16 protein-coding genes are annotated in these 18,793 nt (G+C 57.9%); 13 read left to right on the forward strand and 3 right to left on the reverse strand.

The genetic code is table 11. From position 1 onward, the window contains the following. The first annotated feature begins 156 nt into the window (after positions 1–156). On the forward strand, positions 157–1,572 hold the full coding sequence (gene uxaC / locus KOSB73_RS25590; protein ID WP_098141177.1) for a glucuronate isomerase: 1,416 nt from the start codon (positions 157–159) through the stop codon (positions 1,570–1,572). A 14-nt stretch (positions 1,573–1,586) separates the two neighbouring features. Next, positions 1,587–3,134, forward strand: a complete 1,548-nt coding sequence (locus tag KOSB73_RS25595; RefSeq protein ID WP_004134486.1) for an MFS transporter — start codon at positions 1,587–1,589, stop codon at positions 3,132–3,134. 112 nt (positions 3,135–3,246) lie between these two features. On the opposite strand, the gene KOSB73_RS25600 is transcribed toward KOSB73_RS25595, so the two are convergent. Genes KOSB73_RS25600 through deoC form a run of 3 tightly spaced genes read right to left on the reverse strand, consistent with a single transcriptional unit; the run spans position 3,247 to position 6,376 of the window. Then, the gene (locus KOSB73_RS25600; protein WP_004134484.1) at positions 3,247–4,020 is read right to left on the reverse strand and encodes a DeoR/GlpR family DNA-binding transcription regulator; all 774 of its coding nucleotides are present in this window, start codon (positions 4,018–4,020) and stop codon (positions 3,247–3,249) included. Between the two features lie 47 nt (positions 4,021–4,067). Next, positions 4,068–5,573 (reverse strand): xylulokinase, encoded by a 1,506-nt coding sequence (locus tag KOSB73_RS25605; protein WP_098067216.1) that lies wholly within the window; start codon positions 5,571–5,573, stop codon positions 4,068–4,070. A 53-nt stretch (positions 5,574–5,626) separates the two neighbouring features. After that, positions 5,627–6,376 carry a deoxyribose-phosphate aldolase gene (deoC, locus tag KOSB73_RS25610; protein WP_024358585.1) on the reverse strand — a complete coding sequence of 250 codons (750 nt, stop codon included), beginning with the start codon at positions 6,374–6,376 and terminating at the stop codon, positions 5,627–5,629. A gap of 363 nt (positions 6,377–6,739) precedes the next feature. Here deoC and KOSB73_RS25615 point away from each other — a divergent pair, with 363 nt between their 5' ends. The 11 genes from KOSB73_RS25615 to KOSB73_RS25665 all read left to right on the forward strand — a co-directional run bounded on the left by KOSB73_RS25615 (position 6,740) and on the right by KOSB73_RS25665 (position 18,763). Continuing rightward, the gene (locus tag KOSB73_RS25615; protein ID WP_082237666.1) at positions 6,740–7,540 is read left to right on the forward strand and encodes a DeoR/GlpR family DNA-binding transcription regulator; all 801 of its coding nucleotides are present in this window, start codon (positions 6,740–6,742) and stop codon (positions 7,538–7,540) included. Between the two features lie 110 nt (positions 7,541–7,650). Beyond that, positions 7,651–8,340, forward strand: a complete 690-nt coding sequence (alsE, locus tag KOSB73_RS25620) for a D-allulose 6-phosphate 3-epimerase (RefSeq protein WP_049090254.1) — start codon at positions 7,651–7,653, stop codon at positions 8,338–8,340. A gap of 11 nt (positions 8,341–8,351) precedes the next feature. Further along, on the forward strand, positions 8,352–9,293 hold the full coding sequence (locus KOSB73_RS25625) for a ribokinase (RefSeq protein WP_049131310.1): 942 nt from the start codon (positions 8,352–8,354) through the stop codon (positions 9,291–9,293). A gap of 36 nt (positions 9,294–9,329) precedes the next feature. Next, positions 9,330–10,664 (forward strand): L-fucose:H+ symporter permease, encoded by a 1,335-nt coding sequence (gene fucP / locus KOSB73_RS25630; protein ID WP_024358589.1) that lies wholly within the window; start codon positions 9,330–9,332, stop codon positions 10,662–10,664. A gap of 1 nt (position 10,665) precedes the next feature. Then, positions 10,666–11,055 (forward strand): VOC family protein, encoded by a 390-nt coding sequence (locus KOSB73_RS25635; RefSeq protein WP_004134469.1) that lies wholly within the window; start codon positions 10,666–10,668, stop codon positions 11,053–11,055. Positions 11,056–11,304: 249 nt separating this feature from the next. Then, positions 11,305–12,861, forward strand: a complete 1,557-nt coding sequence (locus KOSB73_RS25640; RefSeq protein ID WP_098141179.1) for a class I adenylate-forming enzyme family protein — start codon at positions 11,305–11,307, stop codon at positions 12,859–12,861. Then, on the forward strand, positions 12,858–14,459 hold the full coding sequence (locus KOSB73_RS25645; protein WP_049131308.1) for an acyl CoA:acetate/3-ketoacid CoA transferase: 1,602 nt from the start codon (positions 12,858–12,860) through the stop codon (positions 14,457–14,459). The genes KOSB73_RS25640 and KOSB73_RS25645 overlap by 4 nt, the downstream gene beginning before the upstream one ends. Positions 14,460–14,461: 2 nt before the next feature. After that, entirely contained in the window at positions 14,462–15,196 is a 735-nt protein-coding gene (gene fabG, locus KOSB73_RS25650) for a 3-oxoacyl-ACP reductase FabG (RefSeq protein ID WP_004134466.1), read from the forward strand. Between the two features lie 11 nt (positions 15,197–15,207). Then, positions 15,208–16,398, forward strand: a complete 1,191-nt coding sequence (locus KOSB73_RS25655; protein WP_064343181.1) for a thiolase family protein — start codon at positions 15,208–15,210, stop codon at positions 16,396–16,398. Between the two features lie 135 nt (positions 16,399–16,533). Further along, entirely contained in the window at positions 16,534–17,871 is a 1,338-nt protein-coding gene (locus KOSB73_RS25660) for an MFS transporter (RefSeq protein WP_004134464.1), read from the forward strand. A gap of 13 nt (positions 17,872–17,884) precedes the next feature. Next, the gene (locus KOSB73_RS25665; protein WP_024358593.1) at positions 17,885–18,763 is read left to right on the forward strand and encodes an SMP-30/gluconolactonase/LRE family protein; all 879 of its coding nucleotides are present in this window, start codon (positions 17,885–17,887) and stop codon (positions 18,761–18,763) included. Positions 18,764–18,793 lie beyond the last annotated feature (30 nt).

The following is an 18,793-nucleotide window of genomic DNA, read 5'->3' on the forward strand; positions in this document are numbered from 1 at the left end:
TCACATATTTCCTATTTGCACTTGTATGGTAGTAGACTAAAATTATACGCAGGGTTTAATGTCGGCGCTCACAGGCACTATCAGAAAGCAATATCCATTTAAATCAGACAGCGCTTTAGGCTAAAAAAACCGTGTTCAGCGTCTACTGGAGAACTTATGCCATTGATAAATGATAGTTTTATGATCAGCAGTCCGACAGGAAAAAAACTCTATCTTGAGATAGCGAGAGAGCAACCTATTATCGATTACCATTGCCATCTTGAGGCGAAGGCTATTTGGGAAAATGAACCTTTCGCCGACATTACGCAGTTATGGCTGGAAGGCGATCATTATAAATGGCGCGCGATGCGGGCAAATGGTATTCCCGAGGAAAAAATCACCGGTAACGCTACCGCTGAAGAAAAATTTGCGGCATGGGCGCAAACCGTTGAGGCCTGCTTCGGTAACCCTCTCTATCACTGGACCCATCTGGAACTTAAATACTATTTTAACATTGATGACACGTTAAATAGCCGTAACTGGCATGAAATAATGACGCGGTGTAATGAGCAATTACGCCGCAAAGAATTCTTACCTCAGGCGTTAATACGCCGTTCAAATGTCGAGGCCCTGTGCACAACGGATGGGCCGCTGGATAATCTGGAATATCATCAGCGGCTGGCGGCAAATAGTGATTTTTCTCCGCTTGTTCTACCGACTTTCCGCCCTGACGAACTCTTTGATACCGATCCAGAAAGCTTTCAGACGTTTATTTCCCGTCTGGCGGAGAAAACCCAAATTCGTATCGCTTCTTTGCAAGACTTTCTGGCCGCTCTGGAATCACGTATCGATTTTTTCCACACTGTAGGGTGCCGCATATCCGATCACGGTCCTCTGGAAATCGTTTACAACCCTCTGGATGAAGCCGCTCTGGCCGCGCTTTTCCAGCGCCGTCTGAAGAACGAGGCCCTGACAAAAGACGAACAGCAGGCGTGGGATAGCGCAATTTTTATCGCACTCGCCAAAATGTATAAGCAGCGCGAGTGGGCTATGCAGATTCACTTTGGCGCAATTCGCAACAATAACAAACCAATGTTTAAGAAGGTGGGCATCAACTGCGGCTTTGATTCCGTTGGCGATCAAACGCTCCTCGCCGGAAGCCTGAATGCGCTCCTCAACGCCATGGGCGAGAACAATGGCCTGCCCAAAACCATCCTTTATAACCTCAATGCCGGCTATAACGATGTGGTGGCCTCTGCGATCGCTAACTTCCAGAGCGGCGAAGATGGCGTGAAATCACCGCTGCAGTTTGGATCCGGCTGGTGGTTTAACGATACTCGCCGCGGCATGGTCAATCAGCTCAATACGCTCGCCGATCAGGGTTTACTGGCCAACTTCGTCGGTATGCTCACCGATTCCCGCAGCTTCGTCTCCTATACCCGACACGATTACTTCCGCCGGATCCTCTGCGATCTGATTGGAGGATGGGTGGAAAATGGAGAAGTTCCTGACGATAAAAACATTCTTACCTCAATGATTCGGGATATTTGCGTAGAAAACGCACGCCGCTATTTCCGTTTTTCACAAGCCTGAGACAGGTATAAACCATGACCCTTAAAAACAGAAAAGTAACCATTCCTGTCAGTATCGGCTACGGTCTGACGGATATTATGGGCGGCGGCGCCTTTACCGTCATTGGCGCGTGGCTTCTCTTTTTTTATACCACTTTTGTCGGTCTGTCGCCGATTGAAGCGGCTTCAATCGTGGCGATTGCCCGTATTGTTGATGCTATCGTTAGCCTGTTTATGGGCAGCTTCACCGATCATTTCTATAAAAATTATCTGGGTAAAAAATTTGGCCGTCGTCGCTTCTTCCTGCTGATTGGCGCGCCGCTCATGCTGGTTTATATCCTGCTGTGGATGAACGGTATGAATTTCTGGTTCTATCTCGCGGTCTACCTGGCGTTTGAAGTTATCGCGGCAATGGTGCTTATCCCATGGGAAACGCTGCCCTCTGAGATGACCAAAGACTTTAACGATCGTACCAAACTCTCCACTTGCCGAATGTTCCTGTCGGCCTCCGGCACCTTTCTCGCCACCTTTATTCCAGGCCTGTTGATCGGCTGGCTGGGCGAGAACAACGCCGATGCCTATTTAATCAACGGGGTAGTCTTTGCCGTTATGTTTACCCTCTGCGTATTCATTTCCTGGAAAGTCACCTGGGAGCGCGAGTTAACGCCGGAAATGCAGGCAGAAATCGAGAAAGAGACGCAGCCTACGACCTTCGGAGAGAAAATCACAGCCTTCGGTAACTTGTTTAAAGAGTACGCCTCTACCCTGAAGGTGCGCGCATTCCGTAAACACCTGGCTATCTATCTCTTTTCCTTCACCGCGAAGGATATCTACAACACGGTGTTTGTCTTTTTCTGCGTCTACTGCCTGAATGTGTCATCCTCTCTGGCGGGAACGCTGCTGTCGATGAGTATCGTTGGATTGCCGGTCACGCTGGCGGCGGGCGTCGCGATCATTAAATACGGCCCCTCCCGGCTTTATGTTTTCGCCTATACCCTGATGATGCTGTGTCTCGGCGGATTCTTCCTGGTCTATCAGTTCCCGACGGATAACAAAGTAATGCTGCTGGTGATCCTCGCGGGCGTTTATCAGGTCGGCCGCTGCGTACTGGAATTTACCCCGTGGAACGTATTCCCGTTTATTCCGGATATTGATGAAATGATAACCCGCCAACGCCGCGAAGGTCTGTTTGCTGCGGTGATGACCTTCTCCCGTAAAACAACGGTTGCCATTGCGACCTTTGCGGTAGGCCTGCTGTTACAGAGCGGTGGTTTCATGAAAGGTAGCCAGGTTCAGCCTCAGGAAGCCATCACCACGATTGCTATGCTGCTATTTGTCGGCACCGCCGGGCTGTTGATCATCGCGCTATGGCAAGCGCTGACTTTCCATCTGAACAAGCGTACGCACAAAATTTTAGTCGACGAGATCGAACGCCTGAAAGCGCATGGTCGCAAGCAGGATGTGACGCCTGAAGCCCGCCATGTTGTGGAAGATCTTACCGGTTACGCTTATGACAAACTGTGGTGTCAGGATGCAACTGCGCCAGCGACCTCCAATAACCCGGGGGCTGCCCTGAACGGATAGATACGGTCGGCTCCCTGCTGCGTAACGATGCCAAAAATGGGAGCCAATCTATCGCTTCTTTCTGATATCTTGCCTCCGTCTGTACAGCAGGTGGAGGCAAAATCAAATCCCGCTACCGAGGCGCCTCTTCATCCAACGAGATCACCTGAATGCCGGCGTTGCGATACGCCTGAACGTCATCGGGCAGACGATCGATCACCACGGTATCAATCCGATCCGCGGCGGTAAATTGGGCAAGGGAGGTGTTATTCAGCTTGCTGTAGTCGCAGACGATAATCACCTGGCTGGCGTGTTCAACCATGCCGCGTTTCGTTTCTGCCAGCATGATATCGGCCACGCAGGCGCCGTGTTTCAGCGACAGCGAATTGGCGCCCATAAACGCTTTATCGACGTTCAATGTATCGAGAATGGAGCGTCCATTGATCGCCACCACGCAGTGGTACCCCTTCTTGACGATCCCGCCCAGCAGAATGGTTTGAATAGAGGGGCTGGCTTCCAGCTCGCGGGCGATTTGGTAATCGTTGGTCACCACCGTGACGTTTTGTCTGTCGCGAATATTGCGCGCGATATGCAGGGTCGTGGTGCCGGTATCCAGCACGATAATGTCACCATCCTCAACCAGCGCCGCCGCGCGCTGGCCGATGCGCTCTTTCGCGCTGAGATTAACGATTTCGCGCGCGTCAGAGGCCTGTTCAAAGCTCGCCCGCGTGCGAAGAACGGCGCCGCCGTGGGTACGGGTCAGCAGCCCCTCCTCTTCCAGCTGGCGGAGATCGGCACGAATGGTGGCGCCAGATACATTAAAGACGTCACACATCTCAGAAACAGCCACTTTGCGTTTTTCCCTGAGAATACTGAGCAACTTCTCCTGTCTTTCTTCTGCAAACATTCTGCCTCTCTCTATATTTACGGCGCTCTCCGCGCGATAGCATACCTTCAGTCTGGCCCCGCGCTCAGCGCATCCAGCCTGTCGTATAAGGCGGCGGATTGCCGGTAGAGCGTATCAAAAAGCTCGCTGCAGGCCTGGTAATAATCCCGCAGACGCGGATCCGGCGAAATCAGCTTGTCGAACTGCACCGTCTGCCGCACGCCGCTGGCAAAATCCGCGTACAGCCCCGCGCCAACCCCGGCGATAATACCGCATCCGGTGACGCCATTCTCCTGATTGCGCGTGGATAATATCGGAAGATTGTACGCCGCCGCTTTGATTTCAAGCCACAGCGGGCTGCGCGCGCCGCCGCCGGAAGCGATCATTTGCTGCGGATATTGCCCGCACGCCTGCAGCTGGCGAAGGTTGCGCCAGGACGCAAAGGCCACCCCTTCCAGGACCGCGCGGAATAAATGGCCGCGGCGATGCTTGCGCTGCAGGCCGAAGAACTGCGCCCGCGAGTTCGTGTGCTCGGCCAGGCGCTCTCCCGTCAGATAGGGAAGAAAGAGTAGCCCTTCCGCGCCGGCCGGCACCGCGGCTGCTTCCTGCAAAAGCTGCGGGTGCGTTATCTGGTTATCGGCCAGCGCCAGCCGCGCCCAGCGGACGGCATCGCCCCCAGCATCCAGAATCGTAAATCCGCCCCAGGCCGCGTTGGCGAGATGGAGGTTATTGACCAGCGGATGGCGTAACGGCCGCTGCGATACCACCGTTATCAGCGTCGACGTGCCGGTGGAGTCGGACGCCATACCCGGCTCATACACGCCCGAACCGAGCAGAGAGGCCGCCATATCCGACGTACCCGCCACCACCGGGATACCGACAGGCAGCCCCGTGGTATCGGATGCGCGCGGCGTCACCTGGCCGATAATGTCGCTGGAAAGTTTAAGCTCCGGTAGCTGATCGACCCGCAGGCCAAACGTTTCGCAGGCTTGCGAAGACCAGGCGCGGGTTTCGCTGTCCATCAGGAAATAGCAGGACGCCTCGCTATAGTCGGTCGCCAGGGCGCCGGTGAGCATGAAATTAATATAGTCCTTCGGCATTAACACTTTGGCGAGCTTTGGCCAACGTTCTGGATGATGTTCACGCCACCAGGCTAATTTGAAAGCCGGCCACGCCGCCGCGGGGGGATTATTTAAATGCGCCAGCCACTTTTCCCGCCCTTCGCGCGCGGCAAAGGCATCCACCTGCGGCTGGCTACGCTTGTCATTCCACAGCAGCGCCCGGTCCTCCACCAGCTCGCCGCAGTCGTCCAGCAGGACGGTGCCGTGCATCTGTCCGCAGGCGCCAATGACCGCAATCTGCGTAACCGTTTCAGGATAGCGGTAGAGCACCTCGCGTATGCATTCGCAGGCGGCCCGCCACCATAGAGAAGGGGCCTGTTCTGACCAGCCCGCACGCGGCGTGGTCTGCTCATACTCCCTTTGCGCAAAACCGACCATCGTGCCATCAACGCGCAAAATAGCGGCGCGGGTACTGCCAGTGCCAACATCAATCGTGAGTATTTTATCTTTCATCACTGACTCCGGTGACGTTTTATGGCGGGCCATCAGGCCCGCGGTCTCTCAGTTTAATCGGCGTTCAGCTCGGGAAAGCGTTCCGGGTGCTGCTCCAGTTCAGTCAGCACTTTGCTGACCGCGCCGTGGCTCATGCCAAAGCGGCGGACGCCAAGCTGGTAAAGCGCGCGCACCGTTGCCAGATCGCGAATGCCTCCTGCGCCTTTGATATCGATTCGGCCTTTAAGCTGGTCGGCAATGATGCTGACTTTTTCCACCGTCGCGCCGGTGGGCGCCCAGCCGGTGGAGGTTTTGACCCACTTCATCCCCACCTCTACGGCGATATCGCACACGCGGCGAATCTGCTCCTCATTGAGATAGTGCGTTTCGAGGATCACCTTCGCCGGTACCGGCGCGGCGGCGTCCACCACGCGGCGTAAATCTTCGCGCACATAGTCATAATCGCCGGATAACACTTTGCCGATGTTCACCACCATATCGACTTCGCGGGCGCCATCGGCAATCAGCTGCCGCACTTCCTGAACCTTGGTATCAGTAGCATGCCCGCCGCCGGGAAAGCCGACCGGCCCGCCGATCATCACCTCTCCCGTACCCTGCTGCGGCAGCAACGTACTGAGAAACCGCGTCCAGCAGGGCAGCACGTGGACGGAAATAATGTTGTAGCGGGCGGCCAGCTCAGCGCAGGCGCGAACGTCCGCTTCGGTACTGGTAGCCTGGACTGCGCTCAGGTCGACTAAACGTGCAAAACGACGGGTTGTTTCATTCATGGTTTCATCCTGCTCTTTGTTTTTAATTACTTTCATTTAATGCTGTTAAGCGGCTTAAATCCATTTAAAAACGCATCAAATGAAAATAACGTGATCGATTTAGCATTTTTTTATTTTCATTTGTTTTTAATTAGCAGGCAAGAAATGAACAGTGCCCTCGCAGAGCGGGCGTAAACGGTCATAAACGGGCGCAAAGGCAATGTTGCATTTATTTTTGTTTGTTTTTGTTTATGCCTGAATAGCGGGCGAGATAGCAAAAACGCTGGCGGCAGTGCAGCCGAAATGCGTGCGCTATCACACTGTCCGGCAGCGAAAAGCTCGCCTTCGTCGGACATTCCCGAGGTCTCAACGCCCTGCGCAAGGGAAAGGTAATCTGATCATGTACTTCAGGAGAGAGCTATGTTGCCGCTGGAACGTCATCGTTTGATTGTTGAACTGCTGGGCCAACGCGGCGTGATGCGGGTGAATGAGATTGCGCAAGCGACTCGGGTCTCAAGGGAAACGATTCGCCGCGATCTGAGCGAGCTGGAACGGAAAGGGATCTTAAATCGGAGCCACGGCGGAGCGCTGGCGGCGGAAAACCCGCTGCCGACGACCCGAGCGGCAGCGTCCGCCCTGCCGGTCGAAGATAGCCAGGGAAGCTTTCAGCAGAGAACGCTGCTGCACAGCGAAGGCAAAATGCGCGTTGCCCGTAAAGCGCTGCAGTTTCTGCAGCCGGGAAAGACCATCGTCCTGGACGGCAGCAGCACCAGCTGGTTTTTGGCCCGGCAGATGCCGGAGATGGCGCTAACGGTGATTACGCCCTCCATCCGCATCTTGCAAACGCTGATGAGCCGACGCTCGTTGCATCTCGTAGGACTGGGGGGCGATTTTTCCCCGACCGAGGAGTCGTTCTTCGGTGAAACCGCCTCACGAACGCTGCGCGAGTACGCCATCGATACGCTCTTTTTCTCCTGCCAGGGGCTGGAGCGCGATAGCGGCTTATATGCGGGTACGGAAGCCCACGCCGCCCTGCTGAAACAGATGATGCTGGCCGCCCGTCAGACGGTGGCATTAGTCGACGGCAGCAAGCTGGGGCGAACAGGCGTCGCGCGCATCGGCGGCTTAGGCGAACTGGACTGTTTAATTACCGAAAAGTTTGCCGATCCGCTGCTGGAAAAAGAGATGACCTGGCATAACGTCGGCCTACAAATCGCCTGAGTACGCCGTCATGACGTGACGGCCAATACGCGCAATGTCGAAACGCCGCTTCATGCGGCAGGGCCAGACTTTGCCTGAAATCAGCCACTACCGGAATAAAAAGAGGCCTTATGCGTTATTACCTTTCTCCCTCGCTCATGTGCATGGACATGATGAAAGTGACCGAACAGCTGCGCTTTTTAAATAGCAAAGCCGACAGGCTGCATGTCGACGTGATGGACGGGCGCTACGTTAAAAATCTGGCGCTATCGGCCAGCTTTGTCGCGCAGATTCGTCCCTACACATCGCTTCCCATCGATGTCCACCTGATGGTCGAAGAGCCCGCCTCGTTTATCCCGGCGCTAATAGAAGCCGGCGCTGACGCTATTTCACTGCATCCGGAAACCATCTGCCGGGAAGCCTTCCGGCTCATCAATATGCTTCGCCAGGCGGGGAAAGCGGTGGGCATGGTGCTCAATCCCGCCACGCCGGTTGAGAGCATCCAGCACTATCTGCATCTGCTCGATAAGGTCACGGTGATGACCGTCGATCCAGGCTATGCCGGTCAGCCTTTTATTCCCGAAATGCTCGCCAAAATCGCGCAGCTTCATCAGCTAAAAGAGACCCGCGACCTCCACTTCTTGCTGGAAGTCGACGGCTCATGCAACCGCACCACCTACCGTGAGCTGCTGGGCGCCGGAGCGCAGGTATTGGTGATGGGCAGCAGCGGCTTATTCCGCCCGGATATGCCGCTTGAGCAGGCCTGGGAAAAAATGTCCCGCGATCTGTCCGCCGCGCTGCACTCCCCCGAGCGCGTATAAAGGAGCGAATGATGTCAGGAAAAGTCTGCGTTTTTGGTTCATTCAATTTCGACATGGTGGCCAGGGTGGAGCGCTTTCCGGTACCGGGCGAGTCGTTAGTGGCCTGCGGGAGTATGACCAGCGCCGGCGGAAAAGGGGCGAACCAGGCCACCGCTGCGCTAAAAGCGGGAGCGAATGTCCACTACATCGGCAAGATTGGCAATGATACCTTCGGCCATTTTGCCCGCCGCCATCTGAAAGGCGTGGGGTTTAACGCCGTGACGCTGCTGGTCGCCGAAGATATCCCCACCGGCAATGCGCTGATTTATGTGGCCGGCAACGATGCTGAAAACATGATCGCCGTCGATCCCGGCGCGAATATGACGGTGAGCGATGATGAAATCGCCGGCTGCGTCCCCGCTATCGGCTGCGCGGATGTGGTTCTGGTTCAGTTGGAGAACAATCTTTCCGCGATTGAACGGGTCGTTGACGCCGCTAAAGCAGCCGGGGCCTTCGTGGTGCTCAATCCCGCCCCCTGGCAGCCCGTTGATAACGCATTTCTGAGTAAAGTGGATTTGCTTACCCCGAACGCGACGGAGGCCGGGTTAATGACCGGGTGTCAGGTCGATAGTCTCGCGGCCGCGGCCGAGGCCGCCGATGCGCTGCATGCCCAGGGCACGCGCAACGTCATTATCACCCTTGGCGCAAAGGGCGCCCTGCTGAGCGAGCAGGGCGTGAAATCCCCTATCCCGTGCTTTCCTTCTCATCCCCGCGATACCACCGGCGCGGGCGATGCCTTCAACGGCGCGCTGGCGGCGCGGCTGGCCTGCGGCGAACCGCTGCATACCGCGGCCCGATTTGCGGCGGCCTATGCCGCCGTCAGCGTCGAAAAGCAGGGCGCGTCATCCTTACCTGACTACGAAGAGGCACGAGAACGGCTTTTGCGTGCCGCCTCTGATTATGAAATGGCATAAACCCTACTGTATAAAAACCATTAAGAGGATAGCTCAATGAGTACGCTAATAACGGATAAGGTCGATAAAGCGGCGGTCCACAATGAAAAACTGGATACCAGCGCGTATTTACCGCACACCCCCTGGCTGCAATTTTTACTGGTCTGTTGCCTGTTTGCGCTATGGGGCATGGCGGGCAACCTGAATGATATTTTGATCGCCCAGTTTAAAAAGGGCTTCGATTTAACGGATACCCAGACGGCGCTGGTGCAGTCGATTTTTTTCCTCGGCTACTTTTTTGTCGCCCTGCCTGCGGCGGCGCTAATTAAGCGTTATTCCTATAAAGCGGCGATTATTATTGGGCTGTGCCTGTACGCCCTCGGCTGTTTCCTGTTCGTTCCGGCCGCGCAGATCATGACCTACGGCGCGTTCCTCGCCTGCCTGGGGGTGATCGCCTGCGGACTCTCTTTTCTGGAAACGTCGGCAAACACCTACTCAAGCCTGCTGGGCCCGATTCAATCCTCCACCCAGCGCATTAACTTTTCGCAGATCTTCAACTCGCTGGGGGTGATTTCCGGCGTGCTGATTGGCCAGGTGATGGTCTTTGGCGAGAACGATCCGAGCCATGAACAGCTGCTGGCGATGCCCGCCGCCGCCGCGGACGCCGCGCGCCATCAAATGGTCGGCCAGGTGGTCGGGCCCTATCTGATTATCGGCTCCGTGCTGGTGGTGCTGGCGCTGGTGTTCGTGTTTATTAAATTCCCGTCGTGCAAGGGCACGCCGTCACAACAGCAGCAGATCCCGACAGAAAGCATGGGGTCAACGCTGAAACGCCTGTTTGTTATCCCGCGCTTTCGCCTCGGCATCCTGTCGCAGTTTTTGTACGTCGGCGCCCAGGTTGGCGTATGGAGCTTCACGATCCGCTTTGTGCAGCTCGTGCAGCAGGGCACCAGCGAGCACTCCGCGACCTACTGGCTGCTGGCTTCTCTGGTGATTTACGCCGTGGGTAAAACCGTCGCCACCTGGCTGATGAACCGCCTCAATCCGGCGCTGCTGCTCGGCACCTTTGCCCTGGCCGCCACCGCCCTTTTATTGGTTGCCGTATTCAGCAGTTCAATGCTGGCGGTCTATGCGCTCATTCTGGTCAGCTTCTGTATGGCGCCATGCTGGCCGACCAACTTTGGCCTGGTCATTAAGGGCATGGGGAAAGATACCCAGACCGCAGGCTCGATCGTAGTGATGTCGATTATCGGCGGGGCCGTTATTCCACTGGTGATGGGCATTATCTCGGATATGAACGGCGGCAATATGCAAATCGCCTTTATCGCTCCGCTCCTGTGCTTTGTGTATGTCGCTTTCTACGGTTTCTGGTGCGTGCGTAAGGGGGTATAACATGCGCGAACTTATCAACACGATTGCTCATATTGGCTATCAGGTCAGCGACTTAACGCGTTCGCTTGCCTTCTATGAACCGCTGGGCTTTCAGCGCCAGCAGCGGTTTAGCAAGCCGTCGCCGCAGGGCACTATTGAAGTCGCGTTCCTGGAAATGGCGGGCGCCGTCCTCGAGCTGTATCAGCTTCCCGCAGGAACGCCCTTTGACGCTCCTCGCTGCGGTATCGATCATCTGGCGCTGGAAGTCCGCGACCTGGATGCGGTGCAGCAGCGGCTGGCGGCGCTCGGCTATCCGCTCGATGAAGGGCCGATTGAGGAAGAAAATGTGCGCTTCCTGCTTATTCGCGGCCCCGACGGCGAACGGCTCGAGTTCGATGCCTTTAAACGCTAAGCGGCAGGGCTGATCCCCTTCTCCCTTTTAGACCCGGTTAATACGGGTCTAAAAGCGGGCTTCCTCAGGCTTTACAAAAGCCTGCCTGATTCCAGTATTTCTCCCCCCTACCCGGCCTCTCCTGCCTATTGTGCAATGTTACAAAATTGCTTCCGTTTTGTTGATTTTCTATTGTGAGCCATTCGGCAATTTCCTCTCCTGAATTTCCCCAGACTACTTCCAGTCAATACGCAATATCAGGAGAGACAAATGAGCAGCACCTCCGCCGACTTCCAGAATCTTTACCAGGCCCTGAGCCGCAGCGCCGCCCGCAGCCCGGATGCCCTGGCGCTGGCGTTTGAGGATCGGCGCTATCTGTACCGCGATTTTCACCTGCGGGTACAGCGAGCGATGGCGCAGCTTGACCGCATCTGGTCGCTGCGCAAAGGCGACCGAATCCTGCTGGCCTGGGGGAATCATCCCGCTTTTTGCGAAGTCCTTTTTGCCGCGCTGGGTCTGGGCATCGAAGTGGTGCCTTTCAGCACTAAGCTTAAGCAGGCCGAGAGCGAGGAGCTGGTGGGCCATATCGCCCCGCGGGTCGTGCTGTTCGATGCGACCGTACAGGACTGGCTGAAACACACCCCCAACGCGCGCGCGGTTTCACTCAGCGAATGGCAGGCGCTCTCACTTCCCGAACCGCTGACCCGCCAGCCGGTCCCGGTTAACCGCGACGATACGGCGGTGATGATGTTCACCTCCGGTACCACCGGAGAGCCGAAAGGGGCGATTATCACGCACAATAACCTGCTCTGCGCGATTGACGCCTATACGCAAAAACTGAATCTCACCGCCGCGGATAGCACCATTCTGGCGGTGCCTATCTATCACATCACCGGCCTGTCGGCGCTGCTGGCGCTGTTTATTAGCCTCGGCGCGAGCCTCTGGCTACAGCACCGGTTTAACGCCCCGCAGGTAATCAACACCCTGCGCGAGCAGAACATTACCTTTCTGCACGGCTCGCCAACCATTTTTATCCTGCTGTGCCAGGCTGCGCGCGAGCAGAGCGCCAGCCATCCAGGCGATTTCCCCGCGCTACGCACGATTGCCTGCGGCGCGGGCCACCTGAGCGACGGACTGATCGCTGAGCTAAAAACCCTGTTTCCGCATACGGCGATTCAGCCGATCTACGGTCTCACCGAAACGACCTCGCCCGCCACCATCTTTCCAGGCGATGTCTGGGGCAGCGATAAATGCGGCAGCTCGGGGCAGGCGATCCCCGGCCTCGCCATTGCGATCCGCAACGATCGCCAGCAGCCCCTCCCCGCCGGGCAAATCGGGCATATCTGGCTCAAAGGCGATGTGGTGATCCGCGAATACTGGCAGCACAGCGAACGACGCCCGAGCTGCGATGCGCAGGGCTGGTTTTGTACCGGCGATCTGGGCTATCTCGACGACGAAGGCTGGCTGTACATCAAAGACCGCAGCAAGGACATGATCAATCGCGGCGGAGAGAAGATCTACTCGCTGGAGCTGGAGAACATCCTCTCTACCTATCGGGGAGTGCGGGAAGTTGCCGTGATCCCGACCCCCAGCCCGGTCTATGGCGAAGAGCCGGTGGCGTTTATCGTGCCGGACGGTCAGCACCACCTGACCAGCGAAGAGATCCTCGGCTGGCTGAAGGTCAAAATCGCCCGCTTTAAGCTGCCGGCGCGCATTATTTTCACCCGCGTTTTACCGCGTACCCATAACGGAAAAGTGAGCAAGCAGCAGCTCAAAGCGCGCCTCGCGGAATCCATCATCACGCTATCAACGGAGGATAAAAAGTGAGCAGCAAATTTATCGACGCCCATCAAGCGGCGCAGCGGGTCGCCAGCGGCGACACCGTCTGCACCGTCGGGATGACGCTTATCGGCGCGGCGGAGTCCATTTTAAGCGCTATCGAAGCGCGCTTTCTGACCGCGGGCGAACCGCGCGACCTGACGCTGCTGCATGCCGCTGGGCAAAGCGATCGCCAGCGCGGCATCCAGCACTTCGCCCATCCGGGTATGGTGACGCGCCTTATCGGCTCGCACTGGGGCCTGGCGCCGCGCTGGATGGCGATGATCAACAACAACGAAGTGGAAGCCTGGTGTCTGCCGCAGGGGCAGATCGTTCATCTCTATAGCGCGATGGCCGCCGGACTTGCGGGGAGGCTTTCCCCCGTCGGGCTCGGTACCTTTGTCGATCCGCGCATGGAAGGCGGGCGGATGAACGCCCGCACCCGCGAACGGCCCGATCTGATCGAGCACGTGACGTTTCGCGGCGCCGAATATCTGTTTTACCCGGCCATTCCCCTGGACGTGGTCATTGTGCGCGGCACCCATGCTGATGAAGACGGCAACCTCACGACCGATGAAGAGGTGATGAAGCTGGAAGTTCTGCACGCGGTTCTCGCCGCCAGACGCTATGGGGCGAAGGTGCTGGCGCAGGTGAAATATCGCGTGGCGAAAGGCTCGCTGCATCCGAAAAGCGTCACCGTTCCCGGCAACCTGATTGACGCCATTGTGGTGTGCGAAGAGCCGCAGACGGATCACCGCCAGACCTCCAGTTGGGACTTCGATCCGGCGCTGTGCGGCGATATCCAACTGCCCGCCGCGCAGAGCGCGCCGCTGCCGCTCGACCTGCGCAAACTTATCGGGCGGATAGCCTGCCGCTATCTGACGCCCGGCTGCGTCATCAATCTCGGCACCGGCATTCCCAACGACGTTATTGGCGCCATCATTCACGAAGAACGGCTCGGCGAGCAGGTCACCATCACCGTGGAGTCGGGGATCTACGGCGGCCAGCAGGCGGGCGGCGTTGATTTCGGCATCGGTCGTAATCTGAGCGCGATGATAGGCCACCAGGATCAAATGCTCTATTACAACGGCGCGGGAGTCGATATCACCTTTATGGGCGCCGGCGAGATGGACCCGCACGGCCACGTCAACGCTACGCGGCTCGGCGCATCCTGCCCCGGCGCGGGCGGTTTTATCGACATCACCCAGAATGCCCGCCACGTCGTGTTCTGCTCCTCTTTTACCGCCAAAGGGCTGGAGATCGCCTGTGAACAAGGGGCGCTGCATATCCGCCGCGAAGGCGAGGTACGTAAATTCGTCGCCGGGGTTAATCAGATTTCTTATAACGGCGAGCTGGCCCGCGCCAAAGGACAAACCATGCATTACGTCACCGAACGGGCGGTTTTCGAACTACGCCCGGAGGGGCCGGTGCTGACGGAAATCGCCCCCGGTATCGATCTTGAGCGCGACATCCTGGCGCATATGGATTTTCGTCCGACGATCGCCGCGGATCTTCAGGTTATGGACAGCCGCTTGTTCACCCCGCAGCCCTGCGGCCTCGCGGAACATCTGTCCCGGAATTCATCCTCTGACTCACAAGGAAATTAGCTATGAAACTTGCCAGTAAAACCGCCATTGTCACCGGCGCCGCGCGCGGTATCGGCTTTGGCATTGCTCAGGTGCTTGCGCGGGAAGGCGCGCGCGTGATCATCGCCGATCGCGACGCGCACGGCGAAGCCGCCGCCGCGTCCCTGCGCGAATCGGGCGCACAGGCGCTGTTTATCAGCTGCAATATCGGTGACAAAGCGCAGGTCGAAGCGCTGTTTTCCCAGGCCGAAGAGGCGTTTGGCGCGGTGGATATTGTGGTGAATAACGCCGGAATCAACCGCGACGCCATGCTGCACAAACTCTCCGAAGCGGACTGGGATACGGTGATCGATGTCAATCTGAAGGGCACTTTTCTCTGTATGCAGCAGGCCGCCATCCGTATGCGCGAGCGCGGCGCGGGCCGCATTATCAATATCGCTTCCGCCAGCTGGCTTGGCAACGTCGGACAAACCAACTATTCGGCGTCAAAAGCCGGCGTGGTGGGGATGACCAAAACCGCCTGCCGCGAACTGGCGAAGAAAGGCGTCACGGTCAACGCCATCTGCCCGGGCTTTATCGATACCGATATGACCCGCGGCGTCCCGGAAAACGTCTGGCAAATCATGATCAATAAAATACCCGCGGGTTACGCCGGGGAGGCGAAAGACGTTGGCGAGTGCGTGGCGTTTCTGGCGTCTGACGGCGCGCGCTATATCAACGGTGAAGTGATTAACGTCGGCGGCGGCATGGTGCTGTAAGGAGAAAAACGATGACACAGGCTAATGATATTGTGGTTGTCAGCGGCGTCCGTACCGCTATTGGCACGTTTAACGGCAGTCTTAAGCATACCCACCAGCATGACCTCGGGGCGGCGGTTATTCGCGAAGCGGTCAACCGCGCCGGACTTGCGCCGCAGGATATCGACGAAACGATCGTCGGCAACGTCGGGCAAATCGCCGAAAGCGGTTTTATCGCCCGCATCTGCCAACTGCGGGCGGGGATCCCACAGGAGAGCACCGCGTATTCGGTTAACCGCCAGTGCGGATCCGGGCTCCAGGCCCTCGCGGACGGCATGATGCAGCTGCAAAGCGGCCAGGCCGAGGTGGTCGTCGCCTGCGGAACGGAAAATATGACCCAGCTCCCCTACTACCTGCGTAAAGCGCGCGATGGCTATCGCATGGGCCACGGCGAGCTGGAAGATGGGCTGATCTCCATTCTCACCTGGCCGGAAGGGCCTTATCACAACGGCATCACGGCGGAAAACGTTGCGCAACGTTTCGGTATCACCCGCGAAGCGATGGACGATTTCGCCTGGTCGAGCCAGCAGAAGGCGCTGAAGGCGATCGCTGAGGAGCGCTTCCGCGAGCAGATTCTGGCTCTTGAGGTGCCGGACGGCAAAAAAGCGACCCGCCTGTTCGCGACCGATGAACACCCGCGCGACACCCCGCGCGAAAAGCTTGCCGCGCTGCGTCCGGCATTTAAAGCCGACGGCGTGGTGACGGCGGCCAACTCCTCCGGCATTAACGACGGCGCGGCCGCGCTGGTGATGATGACCCGCCAGCAGGCGGAAAAGCGCGGCCTCACCCCGAGTATGCGAATTCGCGGCTGGGCGGTTGCCGGCTGCGGCGCGGAGATTATGGGGTTTGGTCCCTCTCCCGCTACTCGACGCCTGATGGACCGTCTCAATATGGATGTTCACGCCATCGATTTAATTGAACTCAATGAGGCCTTCGCCGCCCAGGCGCTGGCGGTGATGAACGATCTGCGTCTCGATCCGGCCCGCGTCAACGTCAACGGCGGCGCGATCGCTCTCGGCCATCCGGTGGGCGCCAGCGGTGCGATCCTGCCGGTCAAACTGATGTATGAAATGGCGCGCAGCGGCGCGCGCACCGGTCTGGTCACCATGTGCATCGGCGGCGGCCAGGGGATTTCTATGCTGTTCGAGCGCGAAGGCGCTTAGGAAAAGACGGCCCGAAGTGGGGCTTCGGGCCGGGCGTCGTTCGGGTCAGCACCCGGCGACAACCTGTGAGCTGACGAACGGGATCGACGCGATCCCGGCAAGGCTTCTGACCACGAATACGGGGAAATAATAACCATGTCCGCAATAAATGAAAAGGCGGTAAACGGGACGCAGCTGCAGCGCACCCATAAAAAGATCTACCGCCATTTGATGCCGCTACTTATCGTGGCGTACATCATTAGCTTTATTGATCGTACCAATATTGGCATGGCGAAAGCGACCATGTCGGTGGATATCGGCCTTTCCGCAACCGCATTCGGCCTCGGGGCCGGGTTGTTTTTTCTCACCTACGCGGTGCTGGAGATCCCCAGCAACCTGTTTTTAACCCGGATTGGCGCGCGGCGCTGGATCGCCCGCATCATGATCACCTGGGGGATCATCTCCTGCGGTATGGCGTTCGTCACCGGGCCTACGTCCTTTTACGTGATGCGCCTTTTGCTCGGCGCCGCCGAAGCGGGGCTGTATCCGGGCATTATTTACTACCTGACCCTCTGGTTTGGCCGTGAAGAGCGCGCTAAAGCCACCGGCCTGTTCCTGCTGGGGGTCTGCCTGGCCAATATTATCGGCGCGCCGCTGGGCGGATTGTTATTAAGCCTTGATGGAATGTCCGGCTGGCACGGCTGGCAGTGGATGTTCTTTATCGAAGGGCTGCCCGCGATAGCGCTGGCGTTCGTCGTCTGGCGCAGGCTGCCGGATAAACCCGCCGACGCCCGCTGGCTGGACAGCCACGACGTACAGGCAATCACTGCGGTGCTGGAGAAAGAAGCCGAGGAGACGCGCCATACGCCAAGCCGCTTTTCCCTGAAAACCGCGCTCACCACCCGCGTATTTTTGTTGCTGGTGCTAATTTACTTTACCCACCAGTTCTCGGTTTACGGCCTGAGTTATTTCCTGCCGGGGATCATCGGAAGCTGGGGCCAGCTTACCCCGCTGCAGATCGGTCTGCTGACCGCCATCCCGTGGATCGCCGCCGCCGCTGGCGGGATCCTGCTGCCGCGTTTCGCCCGGACGGAACAGCGTTCGCGCAGCATGCTGATGGCCGGGTATCTGGTCATGGCGACCGGCATGGCGATTGGCGCGATTGCCGGCCACGGCGTGGCGTTGCTTGGCTTCTCGCTGGCCGCCTTCATGTTCTTCGCCATGCAATCCATCATCTTTAACTGGCTCCCCTCGATCATGAGCGGGCATATGCTGGCGGGCAGCTTCGGACTGCTTAACTGCCTCGGATTGTGCGGCGGCTTTCTCGGGCCGTTTATCCTCGGCGCGTTTGAGGACCGCACCGGCGCGGCGACGTCCGGCTTATGGTTCGCCGTCGCGCTACTGATTGTCGGCGCGCTGGCATCTCTGTTGATTAAAAGTTCGTCATCCTCTACCCCCGCCTCGGCAAAACAGGCCCGCGGCGAAAACGCTTAATCAGGAGCGCCTTATGCGTATCGAAGTGTTACTGGATTTAAAAACTCGCCTCGGCGAGAGCCCTGTATGGGATATCGAGCAGCAACGTCTTTGGTGGGTAGATAGCCTCGACGGGCGCCTGTTCGCCTGTAACGCGCAGGGCGGCGCGATTAAGAGCTGGGACGTGCGGCAGAAAATTGGCTCTTTCGCCCTGCGCCAGAACGGCGAAGGCGCGGTGGTAGCGCTACAGAATGGCGTTCATCTGCTCGACTTCGCCAGCGGCGGGCTGACGCTGCTGCACCATCCGGAAGCGGACCGGCCCTTTAACCGGCTCAACGACGGTAAAGTCGATCGTCAGGGACGCTTTCTGTTCGGGTCGATGGATATGCGCGAAGAGGAGCCAAGCGGCGCGCTATATCGCCTGGACGCCGATCTGTCACTGCACGTGCTGAAGAAAAATATCATCGTCTCTAACGCCCCCTGCTGGAGCCCCTCCGGCGAAACGTTCTACTTTGCCGATACCTGGACGGGCGAAATCTGTGCCTGGGACTACAACACCGCGACCGGCGATCTCTCTGGCGAACGTGTCTTTTGCCACGTCGATCGCAGCGAAGGCGGCGCGGCGGATGGCGCCACCGTGGACAGCGAAGGCTATCTGTGGAACGCGCTGGTCTATGCGGGCAAGCTGGTGCGCTACACGCCGGAGGGCGAGGTCGATCGCATCATTGAGATGCCGGTGAAAAAAGTCACCAGCGTGATGTTCGGCGGCGAAAACCTCGACGTGCTGTACGTCACCTCAATGGCGCAGCCGCCGCTACCGCGCTTCCCGGAAGATAATCAGCTACGCGGCAGCCTGTTCGCCATTTACGACCTGGGCGTCACCGGCGTAGCGGAACGGCGCTTTGCCGGTTAAACGAATATCCGGCTCGCCGCGATAACAATA

Source organism: Klebsiella grimontii (assembly GCF_900200035.1).
GTDB classification, from domain to species: domain Bacteria; phylum Pseudomonadota; class Gammaproteobacteria; order Enterobacterales; family Enterobacteriaceae; genus Klebsiella; species Klebsiella grimontii.

Excerpts from the sequence above, each read along its gene's own strand:
- KOSB73_RS25595 (WP_004134486.1), top strand. The coding sequence starts at position 1,587 with ATGACCCTTAAAAACAGAAAAGTAACCATTCCTGTCAGTATCGGCTAC.
- uxaC (WP_098141177.1), top strand. The coding sequence starts at position 157 with ATGCCATTGATAAATGATAGTTTTATGATCAGCAGTCCGACAGGAAAA.
- deoC (WP_024358585.1), bottom strand. The coding sequence starts at position 6,376 with ATGAAAGTAATTAAAAACAAAGAGCAGGATGAAACCATGAATGAAACA.
- KOSB73_RS25625 (WP_049131310.1), top strand. The coding sequence starts at position 8,352 with ATGTCAGGAAAAGTCTGCGTTTTTGGTTCATTCAATTTCGACATGGTG.
- KOSB73_RS25615 (WP_082237666.1), top strand. The coding sequence starts at position 6,740 with ATGTTGCCGCTGGAACGTCATCGTTTGATTGTTGAACTGCTGGGCCAA.
- KOSB73_RS25640 (WP_098141179.1), top strand. The coding sequence starts at position 11,305 with ATGAGCAGCACCTCCGCCGACTTCCAGAATCTTTACCAGGCCCTGAGC.
- alsE (WP_049090254.1), top strand. The coding sequence starts at position 7,651 with ATGCGTTATTACCTTTCTCCCTCGCTCATGTGCATGGACATGATGAAA.
- KOSB73_RS25665 (WP_024358593.1), top strand. The coding sequence starts at position 17,885 with ATGCGTATCGAAGTGTTACTGGATTTAAAAACTCGCCTCGGCGAGAGC.
- KOSB73_RS25660 (WP_004134464.1), top strand. The coding sequence starts at position 16,534 with ATGTCCGCAATAAATGAAAAGGCGGTAAACGGGACGCAGCTGCAGCGC.
- KOSB73_RS25600 (WP_004134484.1), bottom strand. The coding sequence starts at position 4,020 with ATGTTTGCAGAAGAAAGACAGGAGAAGTTGCTCAGTATTCTCAGGGAA.
- fucP (WP_024358589.1), top strand. The coding sequence starts at position 9,330 with ATGAGTACGCTAATAACGGATAAGGTCGATAAAGCGGCGGTCCACAAT.
- KOSB73_RS25635 (WP_004134469.1), top strand. The coding sequence starts at position 10,666 with ATGCGCGAACTTATCAACACGATTGCTCATATTGGCTATCAGGTCAGC.
- fabG (WP_004134466.1), top strand. The coding sequence starts at position 14,462 with ATGAAACTTGCCAGTAAAACCGCCATTGTCACCGGCGCCGCGCGCGGT.
- KOSB73_RS25655 (WP_064343181.1), top strand. The coding sequence starts at position 15,208 with ATGACACAGGCTAATGATATTGTGGTTGTCAGCGGCGTCCGTACCGCT.
- KOSB73_RS25605 (WP_098067216.1), bottom strand. The coding sequence starts at position 5,573 with ATGAAAGATAAAATACTCACGATTGATGTTGGCACTGGCAGTACCCGC.